The sequence below is a fragment of the Lentibacillus sp. L22 genome (genome assembly GCF_040812445.1).
GTDB lineage: Bacteria > Bacillota > Bacilli > Bacillales > Amphibacillaceae > Lentibacillus_C > Lentibacillus_C daqui.
Genome location: NZ_JBFNXI010000058.1, coordinates 1 through 17,959 on the forward strand (window position 1 = coordinate 1; position 17,959 = coordinate 17,959).

Sequence of the window (17,959 nt, forward strand, 5' to 3'; positions counted from 1 at the left end):
GATCTCTAGTTTAAGCAAACCATTTCTGGAAAGGTTCCATCTTATTTTACGAAAATAACCCAGGGCTAAGCTTCATTTATCTTTTTGGTTAGAAGTATGAATAATTCAGGATACAATCTCGATAAGGATTCTACAGGGATAAAACTGGTTTTTTATTGTTTTTCCATTTGCTGTTATGCTGTACATAATGTCATACTTTAATTGATATGAGAGCCTAATTCATAGGGGGAATTTTGCATCCAACCGATGATGTAGATAGGGTAAGGTAAAAATGCGCTGCTATCTCTTACCATGGCAGTATCCGGCTCACAAGGCTTAGGAGGCAATTATACCCGGGACATTTGGTAGGTCCTCATCATAATCATGAAATAGTTTATCGACAGATTCCATTTTTTCATCAGTTTTAACAATAATACCTTGTTTTGTTGTCCTATAGGTGGCTAAGCTCTTTCATCCTCTTTAAAAATGCGACCTAAGTTCATCCCCTGTTAAATGTTTCCCTGATAAAACCAAACCTTTGGAATCATTATTTATTTTCAATATAACGGATAATATTGTGTACTTTGTTAGTTATCACCATCTTGCCGTATTATTACTGGCATTTTTTCTTGCTCTTGTGGTACATGATTAGTCTATGAACTTGATATTAAAAGTTTCTATAAAAGTAACCCCTGTTTTGGGAAGCCAATATCGTAAAAAATCGCTTTTTATCTACGGTTTTTAAGGTGGGTATGTAGGAGAACACTAATGATTTTTTAGATTCGATTAAAAAACCCTTGCTAAACTGATAAATATAATTTAGGATAGATAGTAGTAACCAACACAATATCTTGTGTAATTTTTTGTAGAACAAAACTATATATAGTATTTGACAAAAAGATGCTTTTGCTTAATTGGGAACCTGGTGCAAGTCCAGGACTGCCCCCGCAACTGTAAATGCTGACGAAACTGAGTAACACCACTGTGATTCTATCAACGGGAAGGGCTCGGGTGTAGGTTGAAGCATGAGTCAGGAGACCAGTCTTTTAGGCGTTGAAAATATGCTTTACTCAACGCGTGTCTAATAAAATTTCAACTTCTTCGGGGATGGAGAAGATGAAATGATAGTGTCAACCAAGATTGGACGGGAAAGAATGTACGTTTCCTACGACTTTCTTGATGATTGTTGGCATTGTTGTTTCGATCCACTCCAAGTTCTGGTGTGGATTTTTTCATTTTCCAGGGAGTTTCATAGGGAGGAAGAAATAATGGAAACACAAATGGATGCAATGGTCGATGAAATTGTTGCTGTCATTGAAGATGCAGCACAGCGGTATAACCTGAAGGCAGATGATGTTATTCGGGAACTACAGTCAATGGATGTGACGAAAGAGGAGGCAAACGAGCAGGCATTATTTTATGCCTTAAATCATATTGCCATGGATCAGCCAGGGTGGACGTTTGTAGCGGCACAGATGTATTTAAATGATCTTTATGCACAAGCAGCAGTAAATCGCGGATATGATCCAAGTGAAAAATACGGAGACTTTCATCAATTAATCCAAACGCTTACGGATAAAGGCATCTATGCAGCGGATTTGCTTGCTGTTTACGATAAAGATGAGATCATCGCTATTGGTCAGGAGATCGATCCGGAGCGGGATAAGTTATTCAATTATATTGGTCTATTTTTACTGGCCGACCGGTACATAGCAAGGGATCATGAACATCGGGTGTTTGAATTGCCACAGGAGCGGTTCATGATTATTGCGATGACACTAATGAAAAATGAAGCAAAGGACAAACGCCTGGCACTTGTGAAAGAGGCTTACTGGGCCATGAGTAATTTGTATATGACGGTCGCCACACCAACGCTTGCCAATGCTGGGAAAAGTTTTGGTCAGTTGTCCTCCTGCTTTATTGATACAGTGGACGATTCGCTTGATGGGATTTACCTGAATAATTGGGATATTGCCAGACTTAGCAAAGACGGCGGCGGAATTGGTATTTACTATGGAAAAGTACGGGCGCTTGGGTCTGATATTAAGAAATTTAAAGGAAATTCATCAGGGGTTGTCCCATGGATCCGCTTATTGAACGATACTGCAGTCAGTGTTGATCAGCTTGGCCAGCGGCAGGGAGCTGTAGCCATTTATTTGGATGTTTTTCATAAGGATATCATGAATGGGTTCCTTGATCTAAAAACCAATAATGGTGACGAACGCCGGAAAGCCCACGATATTTTTACCGGGGTGGCCATTCCAGATTTATTTATGAAAAAGCTGCAGGAAGTTGATGAGAACGGCCGCAGTATTGGCGAATGGCATACTTTCTGCCCGCACCAGGTGAAGCAAATCATGGGCTGGAAAGATGAATCAGGTAACCCGCTTGGCTTAGAAGACTTCTATGATGAAACAGATACGAAATATTTTACCGAAAAATACGAAGAAGCGGTTAATCACCCGTTACTGCCAAGGAAAACCTACCGGGCGATGGATATTATGGCCCGCATTATGATTGCTCAACTGGAAACGGGTACACCGTACATGTTCTATCGTGATGAAGCAAACCGCCAGAACCCGAATAAGCATGTCCGCGGCAAAGGCTATACATCAATCTATTGCAGTAACTTATGTACAGAGATTATGCAAAATATGTCGGCGACAACAATCACGAACGAATACCAGGATGAGGAAGGCAATATTGTGATGATCAGAAAACCAGGTGATTTTGTCGTCTGTAATCTATCATCGGTTAATTTACCTCGTGCGGTTGAAGCGGATGTGATCGAACGACTGGTGCCGATCCAAATGCGGATGCTTGATAATGTGATCGATCTGAACACGATCAAGGTTGGTCAGGCACAGGTAACCAATCAAAAGTATCGCGCGGTTGGACTCGGGACATTTGGCTGGCATCACTTGTTGGCAAAGCTAGGAATCTATTGGGAGTCAGAGCAATCGGTAACCTATGCCGATACACTCTATGAAACAATTGCCTATCATGCCATTAAAGCTTCGATGGAACTGGCAAAAGAGAAAGGAACGTACAAGGAATTTACTGGATCGGAGTGGGAGACAGGTGCGTATTTTGATCGCAAGGGCTATGATACCGAGGCTTGGCAGGCTTTGCGTGATGACGTTCGTGAACATGGACTGCGCAATGGCTGGCTAATGGCGGTAGCACCAAATTCGTCTACAGCAAAAATTGGTGGTTCAACTGATGGGATTGACCCAATTTATGCAGTAGAATATGCCGAGGAGAAGAAGAATTTTAAATTTAAAGTAACACCACCAGACCTCAATCACGAGACATATGCCTATTATCGCCGCTCCAGACACGAATTGGATCAGCATTGGAGTATTAAGCAGAACGCGGCCCGTCAGCGTCACGTCGATCAAGCGATTAGTTTTAACTTGTATGTCCGACATGATATTAAGGCAAAGGATTTATTGAATCTGCATCTTGAAGCCTGGAAACAAGGATTGAAAACGACTTATTATGTCAGAAGTACATCACAAGCGGAAATTGATGAATGTGAGGCGTGCCATAGTTAAGAGGTTAGATGCCGGGCATCAGATGTCGGAGGCGTGAAAAGAACCAGCGCATTCGCCTCAGCAGATACGGGTCCGGACACGGCCAATTACCTGAGAGTAATATAGCTATCCCTTTATAGATAATCAGAGGAGGTTAAACCAATGTCGGTTAACACACCAATCAAACGCATTAATTTACTGAATCCGGAGTATCCGAATAAGTCAACCGGGATCATTAATGGAAAATCATCGGGATTATTAAACTGGAACGATATTGCTTATCCGCAAATGTATGACCTGTATCAGGCGCTGTTATCAAATTTTTGGAAGGCGCAGGAGATTAATATGCAAGATGATATCAAGCAATGGGACTTGTTAAGTGAAACTGAACAGGATGTTTTTTTACGGGTCAATACCCAGCTGGCCATGCTTGACAGTTTGCAAACACCGACCATGAATCAAGTGATGGATTATGTCACAGATTCCAGCTTTAAGGCGATTTTTGCCGTGATTTCCCAACAGGAGGCGGTACACAATGAATCCTATTCCTATATTCTTAGTTCACTGGTACCTTTAAAAGAACAAAATCGTCGCTTCAATCAGGCGAAAAGTGATCCGGTTATTAAGAAACGAAACCAGTTGATTTTGGATGTGTATGATGAATTCAGAAACCATCCAACACCATTGAATTTATTCAAGCTTGCGGTAAATTCAGTTAACCTGGAAGGCATCTATTTCTATGCTGGCTTTGCTTTTTTCTATAACCTGGCCCGGCAACAGAAAATGTTAAAAACTAGTACGATGATCAGCTATATTCAAAGGGATGAGATGCAGCATACGTATTTCATCACCCAGCTTATCCGCATCCTGCTTGCAGAAAATAAGGAATTGGATACGGATGAAAATATCGATTATATCTATCAATCGATTGATAAGGCAACTACATTAGAAAAAGATTGGGCACATTATATTTTGGCTGATATAAATGGAATTGATCTGGAGGAATTTGATCAGTACGTTGAGTATCTTGCCAACAAGCGGTTACGACAAATAGGCTTGAACAATTTATATACGGAACGAGAAAATCCAATGCCATGGATCCATGTTTTCAGTGACGAGATGATCAACGAAACCAAATCGGACTTCTTTGAACAAAAGGCGCGAACCTATTCCAAGGTAACCCAGTCCAATGGCTTTGAGGAATTGTAGGTGATTGGCATGCGAATTGCGATGGTTTATACATCGGTAACCGGGAATACAGAAGCAGTGGCAGCAATTATTCAGGAGAAACTTCAGGAACGCTTAGTTGATGTCGAGCTATTTTCAGTAAGGGAATTTCCAATGGAGCGATTGTCGCGGTATGACGGTCTGGTGATTGGGACATATACGTGGGCAAATGGCAATATTCCCGGCGAGATGATGAATTTGTATATGGAGCTGGAAAGAGCAGACACTCCAAATTTAGTCACCGCCATATTCGGCTCCGGTGACAGCTTTTTCCCGTATTTTTGTGGTGCAGTCGATGAATTTCGTGATATGTTGTATGTTCAAACTGATTTGGCGGTAACATTGAAAGTGGAATTACGGCCGCAGTCTGAGGATGTAAGGAAATGTACGCGATTTGTTGATTGTTTGCTGGATAAAGTGAAACAGCATTCGATGGGGGTTATTGCAGCTCCCAGATGATAAAATTCAGCTTGGTACAACCAGTAAAAATGAATAGATAGGTAACAAATTGATTTTCCAGCATGATAGAAATAGTCATGCTGGATTATTTTGTGTGGTTGGGTTGAGCAAGATCGATTACGGGCTGCTCCTCGCAACTGGTCATACACTCGCTTGGTGGTTTTGATTCGAGTTTCCCACCAATCGGTCGTGATGGGCATGCTCACGGTAGATTTCCGCGCGTTTTCTCCCCAACCAACCGAGATAGCCATGTTCCCGGATGATTCGGCATACTTTTTCATTCCTATCAACCATCTCCCCCTTTCTTTCCGGTGGCTTCTCAGCACTTGTCATTCAGCTATCGAATACATGTGGCCGGCCGATGTTGACTCGGGTTTGCTCGGCATATAATTTATAAGTAGATGAAATTCACCATCTACAAAGCAAATAAACCCATTGACTTCATCACTTTACCATGATAAAGCATTAAAGAACCAATAAGATAGTCTAACAAATTGATATTAAAATAGATAAACGCCCTTACTGAACAAACTAGTCTTTTTATCAAGTAAGGTGCATAGGTTCTTGCAAAGAGCAGGATAAATATAGAGGTAATTTTCATAGGGGGGATAAGGATGGAGAATTCCAAGAAAAAGATTCCATTAATATTAGCACTCATTCCATTTGTTGTTATGATTGTTGCGATGACCTTTGTCATTATTGTTTATGATGGAGCCCCACATATTCCAATTCTGTTGGGTGCTATTGTAGCTGCATTTATTGCGTGGTTGTGCGGTTATTCCTGGAGTGATCTGGAACATTACATTTATCAAGGGATCACCAAAGTGTTACCAGCCGTTATCATTTTGATTTTCGTTGGACTTATTATAAGTGCCTGGGTTGGCGGGGGAATTGTGACGACGATGATATATTATGGATTGGAAATCATCACGCCATCCTTTTTCCTTGTGGCGATGTTAGTGATTTGTGCGGTTGTTACGTTGATGATTGGCAGTTCCTGGTCGACGATTGGTACGATTGGTGTAGCTGGCATGGGAATTGGACTTAGCATGGGGATTCCGCCGGCCATGATTGTTGGTGCGATTGTCTCTGGTGCTTTCTTTGGTGATAAAATGTCGCCACTTTCCGATACAACAGTGCTGGCATCAGGAATAGCTGGAACAACGTTATCGGAACACATCAAGCATATGCTGTATACAACGGTCCCAGCCTTTATTATTGCGCTAATTGTCTACCTGGTTATGGGAATGAAGTTTGCGGGCAATTCCATCAACGCGCAAAATATTGATGCGGTTATGGAGAGTTTGCAAGCGAATTTTGTGATCTCGCCGTGGCTGCTGCTCATTCCGTTGGCGGTCATCTTTCTTGTGTTTAAAAAAGTTCCTGCGTTGCCTGCGCTTACTGTAGGAATTATTTTGGGCTTTTTAGCGGAAATTTTGATTCAGGGTGGAAGTATTGGTGATGCGGTGAATGCACTGCAAGAAGGGTATCATATCGAAACAGGAAATGACACGGTTAACGATTTATTAAATCAGGGTGGACTGGAATCCATGTTGTACACTGTTTCCTTGGCAGTTGTTGCAATGATCTTTGGTGGCCTGATGGAAGGAACAGGTATGCTAATGGCAATTGTTGAACAAATCCTGAAGCTGGCACGTACGGCGAGAAGCCTATGTGCAACAACGGTCGTATCATCATTTTTAACCAATGTGTTTACTGCTGAACAGTATATTTCTATTATCATTCCGGGGAGGATGTATGCACAAAGTTTTAAAGATAAAAATCTGCACCCCAAAAACCTGTCACGAGCGCTTGAAGACGGTGGAACGATTACTTCGGCACTTGTCCCATGGAGCACGGATGCGGTGTTTGTTGCCAGTACGCTGGGAGTTGGTGCAGTAGCATATGCGCCGTATGCAGTCTTGAACTATTGTGTTCCCGTCATCTCCATCATTTTTTCACTTGTCGGGTTTTCCATTGTTTACCGGAAACGAGGTACATCGGAGGAGACAAACGATTAGCTCGGACTTGAATAAAAACCGAAAAACAGGTATAATATAAAAATAATCAGATATTTTTTCTTGAGGTGGGCATATGCTTGGTCATAACCATTCGATCCAATCAAAATATACAGGTGAGCAAGAGGCTTGGTTCCAGTAACTGAAGCCTCTTTTTTATTGGGGACTTTACCATGATAAATCGATACTGTGGAGGTATGGAAAAATGATAACATTGACAGGAAATACATTGACACTTGCTGAAGTAGAACGCGTTGTATATAAAAATGAATCTGTAGCTTTATCTGAACAAGCGGTACAAACCATTTTTCAGAACAGGCAAAAGGTGTATGAATTGATTGGAAAAAAACAAACGATGTACGGGATTAATACTGGTTTCGGCAAATTTAGTGACGTGGTAATTGAACCGGATGATTTACAGGATCTACAGTTGCATTTGTTACATTCGCATGCATGTGGGGTTGGTGAAGCATTTCCCGAAGTAATTAGCCGGACAATGCTGCTACTAAGAGCAAATGCATTGGCGCAGGGCTATTCCGGGGTGCGTCCGGAATTAGTCAAACAGCTCGTATCCTTTATCAATGCGAAAATCCACCCGATTATACCGCAACAGGGCTCACTTGGCGCAAGCGGTGACCTAGCCCCGTTAGCACATCTGGCTTTGGGGTTATTAGGTGAAGGGGAAGTGATTTATAAGGATAAACGAATGGCGGCAATCGATGCATTGACGCAGGAAGAAATAGCTCCCTTACAGCTTGAGGCGAAGGAAGGTTTGGCTCTGATCAATGGTACTCAGGCAATGACAGCGGTTGGCGTTATTACCTATCTGGAAGCGGAAAAACTACTAAGTCAATCGGAACATATTGCTGCAATGACGATGGAAGGATTAAATGGGATTATCGATGCGTTTGATGCCGATGTCCATCAGATTCGCGGCTATGAGGAACAAATAGATGTTGCCAAACGAATCCGCGCTATATTGCAGGATAGTCAGCTGACAACGAAACAGGGTGAACTACGGGTGCAGGATGCATATTCCCTGCGTTGTATTCCCCAAGTGTTGGGTGCTTGCTGGCAAACCGTTAACTATCTTCGTGAAAAACTAATGGTTGAAATCAATGCCGTTACGGATAATCCGTTAATTTTCTCCGAGGATAATAAAGTAATCTCCGGTGGAAACTTTCATGGACAGCCGATCGCATTTGCTATGGACTTTATCAAACTGGGAATCTCAGAAACTGCCAATATAGCAGAACGTCGGATTGAACGGTTAGTAAATCCGCAGCTGAATGATTTGCCCCCATTTTTAAGCCCGAATCCTGGGCTTGAATCTGGTGCGATGATCATGCAGTATAGCGCTGCATCACTTGTTTCGGAAAATAAAACTTTGGCGCATCCGGCAAGTGTTGATTCGATTCCATCATCAGCCAATCAGGAGGATCATGTCAGTATGGGAACGATCGCTGCCAGGCATGCATGGCAAATCCTGACCAATGCACGGCGGGTTGTAGCAATTGAATTGATCTGTGCCATGCAGGCGGTGGAATATCGTGGGGTAGAAAAGATGGCTGCCCGGACTAAGGCGTTATATGACCAGGCAAGAGAAGTGGTTCCTTCGATTACAAAAGATCGGGTATTTAACAAGGATATTGAAGCGTTGACGAGTTGGTTAAAGGCGTATGAATATGAATGTAACATGCATTAATGGGCCTACCTCGGTCTTTTGTATCCCCCTTTTTGAACACGCACATTTAGAACTATTTAAATGAAATGTAGCATTACATTGTTTTCCGTTGGTTGGAAGGTGTATATCTTGCGTAAAATTTCAAAAATAGTATTGACCAAGAAATAAATCTGAAATATAGTTGTAATCATATGCAAAGATATTATTTAAAAGGAGTGAGTCTATAACAGTAGGATAAAAGACTTTTTCGCTGGTTTTATTGCCCTGTTTAATCAAGAAATAAGTCTATTGATTTTGCATATTCACTTAAAGAGGTTGTTCAAAAACTCCGGTGAAAATGACACTTCGCATTTCTTCGTTGGCTTGCTTTTCCGCTCCTCATGTACCTTTTATGTACACTCCGGTGCTCAAAGCTACGCCGCCTTGAACTGCTCGGTCCTTTTCATACTCGTTTTTGAACACTCACTTAAAGCTATTAATGGGAGGAAAAGTGTAATGAAAAAGGCAGGAATACTTTTATTTTGCTGTTTGCTAATAGTAGCATTGACAGCTTGTGGTAAATCGAAGGACAAAAAGGCAGAAGCAGAAGCTAGTACATCATCAGAAACAATTGAGGCTTCAATTGAAGATGCATCATACATATTATCCGGCAAAGATGATGGAGTGTCTGGGGATGACGATCAAGATGGTGGTTTATTAAAGATTGACCTAAAGTTAAAAAATATTTCGGATTCGTCTATTAATGTTTTTCCTAATAATGATATTCAATTATATGATGGAGACAATCAATTGGATCCCGTTGATGACACCAATCCCCGAGTTGATTTGAAAGGCGACACAATGAACGAAATCGGGGTGGATAAACAGAAGCAAATGACGGTTTTATTTGATGTTGACAAAGATAAAAAGTATGAAATTAATATTTCACCAAAGTCTTCAGACTACAGTAAAGAAACAGAGGATGTCCAAGTCCCTCTGGATACAAGCAATTATAATGATAGCCTAAAATCCTTACAAGATCCGGGTAAAGCGCTAAAGGCATACATTGAGACGATTTATTTCGACAAAGAGAATAATGATTACGAGAAGTACGTGTCAGCAGACAAAGATGGCATTCAGGATGACGCTAAAAATCAATTTAAAGACAACATGGAAACCATTCTTTCCAAGGATGTTTCGGATAGTAAAATGGAAGAGTATTATGATAGTTTCAAGCAGGCTTCCGCTGAAAAAGATAAAGTGGAAACCAAAGTGATAGCAAACGCCAATGATAAAGCGTATGTGAAAGTTGAGTATTCTGTGCTCTCAATGGATGATATAGACAAAGAGATAACGGAATATAAATCCAAATACAGGGAAAAACATGATGACTTCGATGTAAAAAAGGAAGAAAAATATGCTTTATCGAAATTTGATTCCATACTTGATGATCTGGAAGCCAAATCCGCGACTCAGGAGCTTGAAATCGAAATGGTGAAAAAAGATGATAAATGGGTTATTGATGATTCGGAAGATGCGAATGACAGATTAATGAGGGTCTTCGCCAAGGGAAGTGTTCGTTAAACATGAATAAAAGATGGTTTATTTCCGGTGGAGGCATCATTGCTATCATTGCAGTCCTTGTTATCATTTATGCCGGGATGGCTAATCAACATAAACCGGAAAAAACGGTAAAAGCCTTCAATGAAGCCGTAGAAAAAAATGATACAAATACATTGAAAAAATTGGTCGAGCCGGATAAACAAGAAGCGGTCATTAATAAAACATCTTTATCTGCGTTTGTTGCATATTTAAAAGAAAATAATGAGAGTTTCCAGGTGATTAAAGACGGATTGAAGAAACAAATGGAAGACAAGGATTTCACGTCTTCCAAGGAACAGGTTAGTCTTTTTGAAGATGGCAAAACTATGGGTATATTTCCAAACTACAAATTAAAGATAAGGACTGTGAATTTAAAAGCCAAAGGTCAGGATGATAGCGATAAACTTAGTCTGGCTATTAAAGGTGAAAAAAACCATTGAATAAAGTTGACAAAAAGAAAGAAATCTTCGGTCCAATCTTTCCGGGTGAATATAAGGTGAAAGCAACCGTGAAAAACGCTCTCGGTACGTTCGATAAAGAGGAAAAGAAGGATGTGTGGGGTGATGCTGACGTCAGCTTCCTGATCGATGATGAGAAATTAGCCCGTGGCAATAAAAAAGTGGAAAAAGATATTATCAATGCGACCAACAATTTTAACGAGGATATGTCGGTCTATGTTACGTCCGGTTTCAACCCCGATAAATTTACGAATAGCACCAACGATTTTAAGAAGCAACTTATTGGGCTTGACGATGACTTCAAGGCAATCAAGGGACATGTCAAAAATATGGAGTCCCAATTTTTGGAGTCGATAATTAATATGGACGATTTAGATTTGAGTTTGTTTGAAGGGGATTGGACGGCTGAAGTGTCTGTACTTGTTTCTTATAATGAAAAGGTTAAAATGGAAAAGGAAAAAGATTTTATTGACGTCTCCTATAAAAATTTACGTCATTTTACGCTCAAGTATGACAAGCATAAGGGCAAGTGGATGGTCGATGATCTTATAAGTGAGAAAGCCGATGGGTCTGAGACAGAGGATTGGGAAAATAAAAAGACGATAAAGATCGATAATCCACCGGTACACAAGTGGTCGAATAAAAAAGATTCTTTTATTTAAAAAGAGCAGCTAACTTTTGATAGATAGGGAAAACCAAACTAACCCTATCTATATACAGGGGTTAGTCTAAAATTAAAACTTGGCCTTTTTACAAAACCATTTATATTGCAATGAAGACAATTAAAGATGTACTTAACAAGCAGGCAATTTACCAACGGCCTGCTTGTTAACTATTTTTTTCCGCTACTTCATCCATCGTAATCCATTCCTCTGCCCAGCATTGAATTGCCTTGATAACTGGTTCCAATGCTTTGCCTTTTTCAGATAAGCAATATTCAATGCGAACCGGAAACTCCGAATAAATATTCCGCTTTACAATTCCTTCTTTTTCTAACATTTTTAGTCTGTCAGAGAGTAATCTTCCACTGATGGGCAAGTCCGATTCCATTTCCGAAAAACGCTTCGTTCCCTTTAATAGTTCGAATAATATCAGTCCTACCCAGCGTTTATTCATTAGTTGCATGGCCTTTTCAAAACGCGGACACAATTCTTCCATGAAGATCACCTTCTCTCTGGTTTATTAAATAATTACGAAAAGTAACCTAATATAATGATAACACATGGAAGCTTTTCCGTAAATGGAAACTGGATCCTATGATACGAAAGGAATAGACTAGTGTAGTTGGTTTTTTACTAATTGAAAAAAATCCTCGGTTGTTCCGGTGAGTCAACGATGATGATTCTGCCAACACACCGGAAGTTCAGACATTTGACCTATAGACATGTAGGGATTGGAATTGAGTAGTTGGAAATCCTAGTGTTTTGTGAAATAATAAAAGAATATGAATGATTTGGAGGTAGAAATATTATGGTGAGTAAACAAATGCAGGAAAAGTACGCGGAATTAGCCTTGAAGACTGGGGTTAATTTGCAAAAGAATCAAGCACTTATGATCAATGCACCGATTGAAGGGGCTGATTTTACCAGAATTGTTGTCCGCAAAGCATATGAATTAGGGGCAAAAGATGTTCATGTTAGTTGGGGTGATGATGCGCTGACAAAACTTTATTATGAAAATGCACCAGATGAAGTGATTGCTGATTATCCGGAATGGAAGGTTAAGCTGCATGATACATATGCAGAAGATGGAGCAGCTGTCTTGGAGATTCGCTCGACGAACCCGGATTTATTAAAAGATATTGACCCGTCACGTGTTGCCAAGGCAAGCAAAGCGGTTGCGCAGGCATTGCGGAATTTCCAGCAGTATATCATGAATGATCGGATAACCTGGTCGATCATTTCGATTCCAACCGGTGACTGGGCACAGAAGCTTTTCCCGAATAAAAGTAAGGAAGATGCCATCGAAAGTCTGTGGGATGCGATTGTTAAGATTGTCCGCGTTGACAACGATAATCCAATCGCTGCCTGGGAGGAACATAATGCAGCATTGATAACTGCTCGTAAAAAATTGAACAAGAAAAATTATCAAAAGTTGATTTATAAAGCGCCAGGAACCGATTTGGAAATAGCGTTGCCAAAGGGACATATTTGGAAGGGTGGATCTGCTGTATCAGAAAAGGGAATTACCTTCAATCCAAATATGCCAACGGAAGAAGTTTTTACACTTCCACATAAATATGGCGTGAATGGTACGGTATCAAGTACAAAACCGCTAAATTATGGCGATAGCTTAATCGATAACTTCACTTTGACATTTAAAGATGGGAAAGTGGTTGATTTTAAAGCGGAACAGGGAGAAGATACATTGAAACACTTGCTTGACACGGATGAAGGTTCCCGCCGGTTAGGTGAAGTGGCACTTGTACCGCATGAATCACCTGTATCACAGTCCAGTTTGATTTTTTATAATACGTTGTTTGATGAAAATGCTTCTTGCCACATTGCACTTGGAAAGGCTTATCCGACAAATCTGGAAGGCGGCGCGGATATGTCGGAAGAAGAGCTTGATCAGCATGGAGTGAACGACAGCCTAAACCATGTTGACTTTATGATTGGTTCCGAGAAACTAGATATTGACGGCGTGAAGGAAGATGGTACAACGGAGGCTGTTTTCCGTCATGGTACGTGGGCGTTTGATATGAAATAATAAATGAAAAAGCATTTCTTCGTTTTTGCATGACAGAGATGACACAAAATGGAGTTGGGAATAAACCGCAAAATAGTGCCTTATCAGAGAGTAATCCACCAACACCAAGCTTGCACAAGCATATCAAGCCAGGCACAAACAAGGGCAGAGGGACGCGGTGCCTGTCCCCTCTGGTTCATTACATATACCCGTTTTTGACTAATACGGCTTTGATTGTTGTATAGCTATAATCTTCGGATAGTGCTTCACGTAATGGTTTTAGTTTAGGTTCATCGATTTTTTCTCGGGCTGCCAGAACTGCTGCTTCTTCGTCCGGATTAAAAAAGATATTCCAGGCGATAGGGTATCCGTCTTTGAATGCTTTAAATATGTGTCCTTCAATGGTTTGTGGGGAAAGCTCCCGTATAGTTGCAATGTCTTTAATTGATTTGCCTGATTGAAACAGTTGAAAGCTGACCATATGGCTTGGACCTGCATCGTCATATTTGCGTTTCGCAGGTTTTGCAGTAACGGAATCAGATATACGGATTTTTGGTTTTACATCCGGGTTTTCTGCACGCCACTTAACGATAACATCTAAAAATACCTCGCCATATTGTTCATATTTCTTTTCGCCCACGCCTTTAATAGTGAGCATGTCTTCCTTCGTATCCGGAAAGTAGCGGCTCAGTTCTTTCAATGTCGCATCAGAGAACAACACATATGGTGGAACTCCTTTTTCATCGGCAAGCTGTTTACGTAATGTCCGCAGTCGCTGGAATAGATCCATTTGATAATCAGCTTCCTCACCGGTTGGAATGGGCGCGGTATAAATCGTGACAGTTCGTTTACCCTTAAGCACATCTACGGAGGCCTGATTTAACTTTAATGTCGGGTATCGTCCTTCCTCAATGTCAAGCAGTCTTTCCGCAACAAGAAAGTGAATTCGTTCAGTTAATTCTTTTTCCGTATAAGCGGAAAGGATACCGTATGTTGTCAGACGATGGAAACCAAAGTTATGTAATTTTTTATCATTAGACCCTTTTAATACTTTGGCGGTCATCCCCACGCCAAAACGTTCACCCATGCGTTTGATACAGGAAAGAATCATTTGCGCCTCTTCGGTGATGTCGCTTTTTTCTTGGCGGTTCAGGCAGTTGCTGCAGTGATTGCAGGTTTTCTTCGCGGGATGATCATTGAAATATTCCAGAATGAACGTTGTCAGGCAGCTATGGGTATGGCAGTAGTTGATCATTGCCTGCAATTTTCGGTACTCATCGTGTTTTTGCTCTTCATCCATCAGGGATTGCTCAATCAGGAATTTCTGCAGTTGTACATCCTGTGGCGAAAATAACAGAATACAGTCACTTGGCTCGCCATCTCGTCCCGCGCGGCCAGCTTCCTGGTAATATGATTCAATAGTCATTGGTATTGCATAATGAATGACGTAGCGGACGTTGGATTTGTCAATGCCCATCCCAAATGCATTCGTTGCGATCATGACTGTTTTTTCGTCCTGGATAAATGCGGCTTGGGCACGTTTTCGTTCATCTTCACTCATCCCGGCATGATATTTTTCACAGGCAACTCCTCTGCGTGTTAATTGCTCATATAATGTATCAGCTTGTTTTCTGGTTGCTGTATAAATAATTCCCGATTCCGATCCGTGTTCTTTTAAGAAGGAGCGAACATAGGTCATCTTGTCTTTTCCTTTAACAACATGAAAAGACAGGTTATCCCGTTCAAAGCCAGTGTTAACAACATGTGCATCATCAATATGCAGCAATGATTGGATATCGGTAATCACTTCCTCGGTAGCCGTTGCTGTTAGCGCAATAAAAACCGGGATATTCGTCAGCTGGGTTAAATTGGGAACGATAGATCGATAGCTTGGACGAAAATCATGCCCCCATTGCGAAATGCAGTGTGCTTCATCAAAGGCGACCAATGACAAAGGTATGCGCTTGACGACATTGACAAAGCTTCCTGATTCAAACCGTTCCGGGGCAACATAGACAAATTTGTATTGCTGGTTTGCCATGTTGTTTAAGCGTATCTGTTGTTCGTCGGGTGTAAGGGAGCTATTGATAAAAGTCGCCGGGATTCCCAGCGCATTGAGGGAATCAACCTGGTCTTTCATCAACGAAATGAGTGGAGATATGATAATGGCGCACCCATCGAGGGATAGACCCGGAATTTGGTAGCATAACGATTTTCCGCCACCCGTTGGCATCACAGCGAGTGTATTATTTGTTTGTAGAACATGATTAATGGTTTCCTTTTGGCCGGGGCGAAATGTTTCGTAGCCAAAATAGGTTTGCAGAATATTTTCCTCTTTTGTCATGACCGGACTAACCTCCTATACTAGTATCATCCTAACATATTTTTCGGCGGGAATAGTAGGGAAATATAAGATGGTAGAGAATCTAACCGAAAGTGCATTTTGATTAAGAAAGGTAGGGAAAAGTGAAAATTGGGTGTGTTATAATCTAGCTAAACTTGCTCACAGCATTATCCTTAAACATGATTAAATCATCCAAGTGTTCCTCGATAATCTTCTGTACAATTGCCAAATTAATAGTCTTGTAATCGTGGACAGCAATATTTCGAAACCCTACCATCATACTAGCCTTGTTTACAGCAATATCATTTACCATATATTTCACCACTCTCTCCAATTGTTTTCAGAATAACCTCGCGTTCTTCATTTAACTTTGCATACATTTTATATACGTTCATTTCAAATGCCATTCGTCTGTTTTCATCAGCACAATAGAGCAATTTCCCGTAATGTACAATTTGTAATTGCATGACGGTGGAAGCTTGCCGTAGATCAACCAGATCAACATCTTTGTCCAGAACACTTGCCACTCTCTGTCCGATCATAAAGATATCGTAGGGAGACAGTGTCTGGTCGTTCAAAAAGGCCAGGTCAATATCGCTTGTTTTTCTATCCTGATTTTTTGCTGTAGAACCGAATAGGTAAATAAAGACAGGGGAAAGAGCTGGCAGTAAGATGCTTTTTATTTGATCCGTTTGTGACTCCGTAAGCATACCTCTCACCTCGTTTTAGCTATATTTTCATTATACAGTATCCGCACTCCTTTGTTTATTTAAACCTAATCGAAATTAAGCCTAAAATTAATCAAAGACCTCTTCTCTGTTACCAAGAAGAATGTTTGTTTCACCCCTCGGATTTACTTCCCGAGGCCAGCAGATGGGGTCAAACCACAAGCAATCTTTGCCTGTTTAAAATCCCACCACACTGTATACATAGGGGATTCCACACCTATGTAGCCTGCGCGAGGCAATCGCTTTTTGGCTTTCTTTCCGATATTAACTGCACTGTTGATATCTCTCGAAAGCGTTGTACCGCAGTTTACACATGTAAAGCTGCGAATGGATGGATCCTTTTTCTCCTGATGACCACAGACACAACAGGTTTTGGTTGTGTCACGTTCATCGATCTTTTGATAATATTTACCGCTTTTTGCCTGCACCCAGTTTAATATACGGCGAAACTGTCCAACTGGAGTTTGATTTAACATGGCCCTTCTCATCGTCCCGTACTTTGCCACATCGGGAGTCGGAGTATAATCACCAATGTAGATCGCATCGTAACGCTTGGAAAAATAATGCGCATAGCTAAATAACAGCGTCTTCATTTGTTCTCGACGTTTTAATTGCGCCTTTTCCAAAGCATGATTGAGTCTCTTCCAACGTTTGCTTGGCTCAAAATACGTAACATTTGGGGTGCATACCAGCTTATTAAACTTTTCACATTTGTCCCGTTTTGATTTGATTTCATCGATTCGTTTATCCCAATACTTCAACAGTGCATTCATCGATTTCAATTCATATGATTTTCCATCACTGCCTAATCCTACTGCCAAATTCTTATGGTTGGGATCAAATACAATAAACGATTGTTCCTTCACCTTGGTGATTTCTTTGACATCTTCTATTGTAAAAATGGCATAATACGAATCCAGATCCTTTGTAATGCGAAGGGTTTTGATTCTCTCCGTTTCGCTTAGTTCTACCGCTTCCACAAGTCCAACTTTGATTTTGATGGTCTTCTTAGCCTGTTCATCTATTTTCCTTAATTCCTTGTATTCTTCATCTGTTAATTTGCCAAAACTTAAGGAAAGTTGATTGGCGTCCAATAATTTAAAACCTTTTTTTGGTTCATCATAATATAGCGAAAACCACTTCCTTTTCCATGAACGATATTTTGGTTTCTCATTCATTAATTTTGGATCAAAAAATCGTTCATAGGCATCTTTTAACCGTAATGCCGTATTTTTCAATGGGGAGGAATGGACTTTA

General features: G+C 40.8%; 14 protein-coding genes, 1 pseudogene and 1 riboswitch. Of the genes and pseudogenes, 9 read left to right on the forward strand and 6 right to left on the reverse strand.

Annotated features, from left to right (window positions below; genetic code table 11):
* Nucleotides 1-860: 860 nt before the first annotated feature.
* A riboswitch (cobalamin riboswitch) is annotated at nt 861-1,040 on the forward strand.
* Between the two features lie 93 nt (nt 1,041-1,133).
* The 3 genes from ABRT01_RS16520 (at nt 1,134) to ABRT01_RS16530 (ending at nt 5,201) form a co-directional block, all read left to right on the forward strand.
* On the forward strand, nt 1,134-3,536 hold the full coding sequence (locus ABRT01_RS16520; RefSeq protein WP_367748705.1) for a ribonucleoside-diphosphate reductase subunit alpha: 2,403 nt from the start codon (nt 1,134-1,136) through the stop codon (nt 3,534-3,536).
* Nucleotides 3,537-3,677: 141 nt separating this feature from the next.
* Nucleotides 3,678-4,724, forward strand: a complete 1,047-nt coding sequence (locus tag ABRT01_RS16525) for a ribonucleotide-diphosphate reductase subunit beta (RefSeq protein WP_269410608.1) — start codon at nt 3,678-3,680, stop codon at nt 4,722-4,724.
* 9 nt (nt 4,725-4,733) lie between these two features.
* The gene (locus tag ABRT01_RS16530) at nt 4,734-5,201 is read left to right on the forward strand and encodes a flavodoxin domain-containing protein (protein ID WP_367748708.1); all 468 of its coding nucleotides are present in this window, start codon (nt 4,734-4,736) and stop codon (nt 5,199-5,201) included.
* 141 nt (nt 5,202-5,342) lie between these two features.
* Here ABRT01_RS16530 and ABRT01_RS16535 read toward each other — a convergent pair whose 3' ends face one another.
* Nucleotides 5,343-5,495, reverse strand: coding sequence for a hypothetical protein (locus ABRT01_RS16535; RefSeq protein WP_367748679.1), 153 nt, complete (start codon nt 5,493-5,495; stop codon nt 5,343-5,345).
* Nucleotides 5,496-5,815: 320 nt separating this feature from the next.
* On the opposite strand from ABRT01_RS16535, the gene nhaC reads away from it, so the two are divergent.
* The 5 genes from nhaC (at nt 5,816) to ABRT01_RS16560 (ending at nt 11,604) form a co-directional block, all read left to right on the forward strand.
* Entirely contained in the window at nt 5,816-7,222 is a 1,407-nt protein-coding gene (nhaC, locus tag ABRT01_RS16540; RefSeq protein ID WP_367748681.1) for a Na+/H+ antiporter NhaC, read from the forward strand.
* Nucleotides 7,223-7,424: 202 nt separating this feature from the next.
* Nucleotides 7,425-8,924, forward strand: coding sequence for a histidine ammonia-lyase (gene hutH, locus ABRT01_RS16545; RefSeq protein ID WP_367748683.1), 1,500 nt, complete (start codon nt 7,425-7,427; stop codon nt 8,922-8,924).
* A 474-nt stretch (nt 8,925-9,398) separates the two neighbouring features.
* Nucleotides 9,399-10,466, forward strand: a complete 1,068-nt coding sequence (locus ABRT01_RS16550) for a DUF5105 domain-containing protein (RefSeq protein WP_269410604.1) — start codon at nt 9,399-9,401, stop codon at nt 10,464-10,466.
* Between the two features lie 2 nt (nt 10,467-10,468).
* On the forward strand, nt 10,469-10,924 hold the full coding sequence (locus ABRT01_RS16555) for a TcaA second domain-containing protein (protein WP_367748686.1): 456 nt from the start codon (nt 10,469-10,471) through the stop codon (nt 10,922-10,924).
* The gene (locus ABRT01_RS16560; protein ID WP_367748689.1) at nt 10,921-11,604 is read left to right on the forward strand and encodes a hypothetical protein; all 684 of its coding nucleotides are present in this window, start codon (nt 10,921-10,923) and stop codon (nt 11,602-11,604) included. The genes ABRT01_RS16555 and ABRT01_RS16560 overlap by 4 nt, the downstream gene beginning before the upstream one ends.
* Before the next feature lie 166 nt (nt 11,605-11,770).
* On the opposite strand, the gene ABRT01_RS16565 is transcribed toward ABRT01_RS16560, so the two are convergent.
* On the reverse strand, nt 11,771-12,100 hold the full coding sequence (locus ABRT01_RS16565; RefSeq protein WP_269410602.1) for a winged helix-turn-helix transcriptional regulator: 330 nt from the start codon (nt 12,098-12,100) through the stop codon (nt 11,771-11,773).
* 312 nt (nt 12,101-12,412) lie between these two features.
* Here ABRT01_RS16565 and ABRT01_RS16570 point away from each other — a divergent pair, with 312 nt between their 5' ends.
* The gene (locus tag ABRT01_RS16570; RefSeq protein ID WP_367748693.1) at nt 12,413-13,651 is read left to right on the forward strand and encodes an aminopeptidase; all 1,239 of its coding nucleotides are present in this window, start codon (nt 12,413-12,415) and stop codon (nt 13,649-13,651) included.
* A gap of 178 nt (nt 13,652-13,829) precedes the next feature.
* Here ABRT01_RS16570 and recQ read toward each other — a convergent pair whose 3' ends face one another.
* The 4 genes and pseudogenes from recQ to ABRT01_RS16590 all read right to left on the reverse strand — a co-directional run.
* Nucleotides 13,830-15,974 carry a DNA helicase RecQ gene (gene recQ / locus ABRT01_RS16575; protein WP_367748696.1) on the reverse strand — a complete coding sequence of 715 codons (2,145 nt, stop codon included), beginning with the start codon at nt 15,972-15,974 and terminating at the stop codon, nt 13,830-13,832.
* A gap of 145 nt (nt 15,975-16,119) precedes the next feature.
* Nucleotides 16,120-16,266 (reverse strand): annotated as a pseudogene (locus tag ABRT01_RS16580) (HepT-like ribonuclease domain-containing protein); the annotation flags it as partial.
* Nucleotides 16,267-16,276: 10 nt separating this feature from the next.
* A complete protein-coding gene (mntA, locus tag ABRT01_RS16585) occupies nt 16,277-16,684 on the reverse strand; it encodes a type VII toxin-antitoxin system MntA family adenylyltransferase antitoxin (protein ID WP_367748699.1) in 408 nt (135 codons plus the stop codon).
* A gap of 143 nt (nt 16,685-16,827) precedes the next feature.
* Nucleotides 16,828-17,959: RNA-guided endonuclease InsQ/TnpB family protein (locus tag ABRT01_RS16590; protein ID WP_367748702.1), on the reverse strand; the 1,132-nt coding region annotated here is incomplete at its 5' end.

Bases quoted from the DNA above. Each gene is read 5' to 3' on its own strand.
- ABRT01_RS16555 (WP_367748686.1), top strand. From the start codon at position 10,469: ATGAATAAAAGATGGTTTATTTCCGGTGGAGGCATCATTGCTATCATT.
- recQ (WP_367748696.1), bottom strand. From the start codon at position 15,974: ATGACAAAAGAGGAAAATATTCTGCAAACCTATTTTGGCTACGAAACA.
- hutH (WP_367748683.1), top strand. From the start codon at position 7,425: ATGATAACATTGACAGGAAATACATTGACACTTGCTGAAGTAGAACGC.
- ABRT01_RS16525 (WP_269410608.1), top strand. From the start codon at position 3,678: ATGTCGGTTAACACACCAATCAAACGCATTAATTTACTGAATCCGGAG.
- ABRT01_RS16550 (WP_269410604.1), top strand. From the start codon at position 9,399: ATGAAAAAGGCAGGAATACTTTTATTTTGCTGTTTGCTAATAGTAGCA.
- ABRT01_RS16570 (WP_367748693.1), top strand. From the start codon at position 12,413: ATGGTGAGTAAACAAATGCAGGAAAAGTACGCGGAATTAGCCTTGAAG.
- ABRT01_RS16565 (WP_269410602.1), bottom strand. From the start codon at position 12,100: ATGGAAGAATTGTGTCCGCGTTTTGAAAAGGCCATGCAACTAATGAAT.
- nhaC (WP_367748681.1), top strand. From the start codon at position 5,816: ATGGAGAATTCCAAGAAAAAGATTCCATTAATATTAGCACTCATTCCA.
- mntA (WP_367748699.1), bottom strand. From the start codon at position 16,684: ATGCTTACGGAGTCACAAACGGATCAAATAAAAAGCATCTTACTGCCA.
- ABRT01_RS16530 (WP_367748708.1), top strand. From the start codon at position 4,734: ATGCGAATTGCGATGGTTTATACATCGGTAACCGGGAATACAGAAGCA.
- ABRT01_RS16535 (WP_367748679.1), bottom strand. From the start codon at position 5,495: ATGGTTGATAGGAATGAAAAAGTATGCCGAATCATCCGGGAACATGGC.
- ABRT01_RS16520 (WP_367748705.1), top strand. From the start codon at position 1,134: ATGTACGTTTCCTACGACTTTCTTGATGATTGTTGGCATTGTTGTTTC.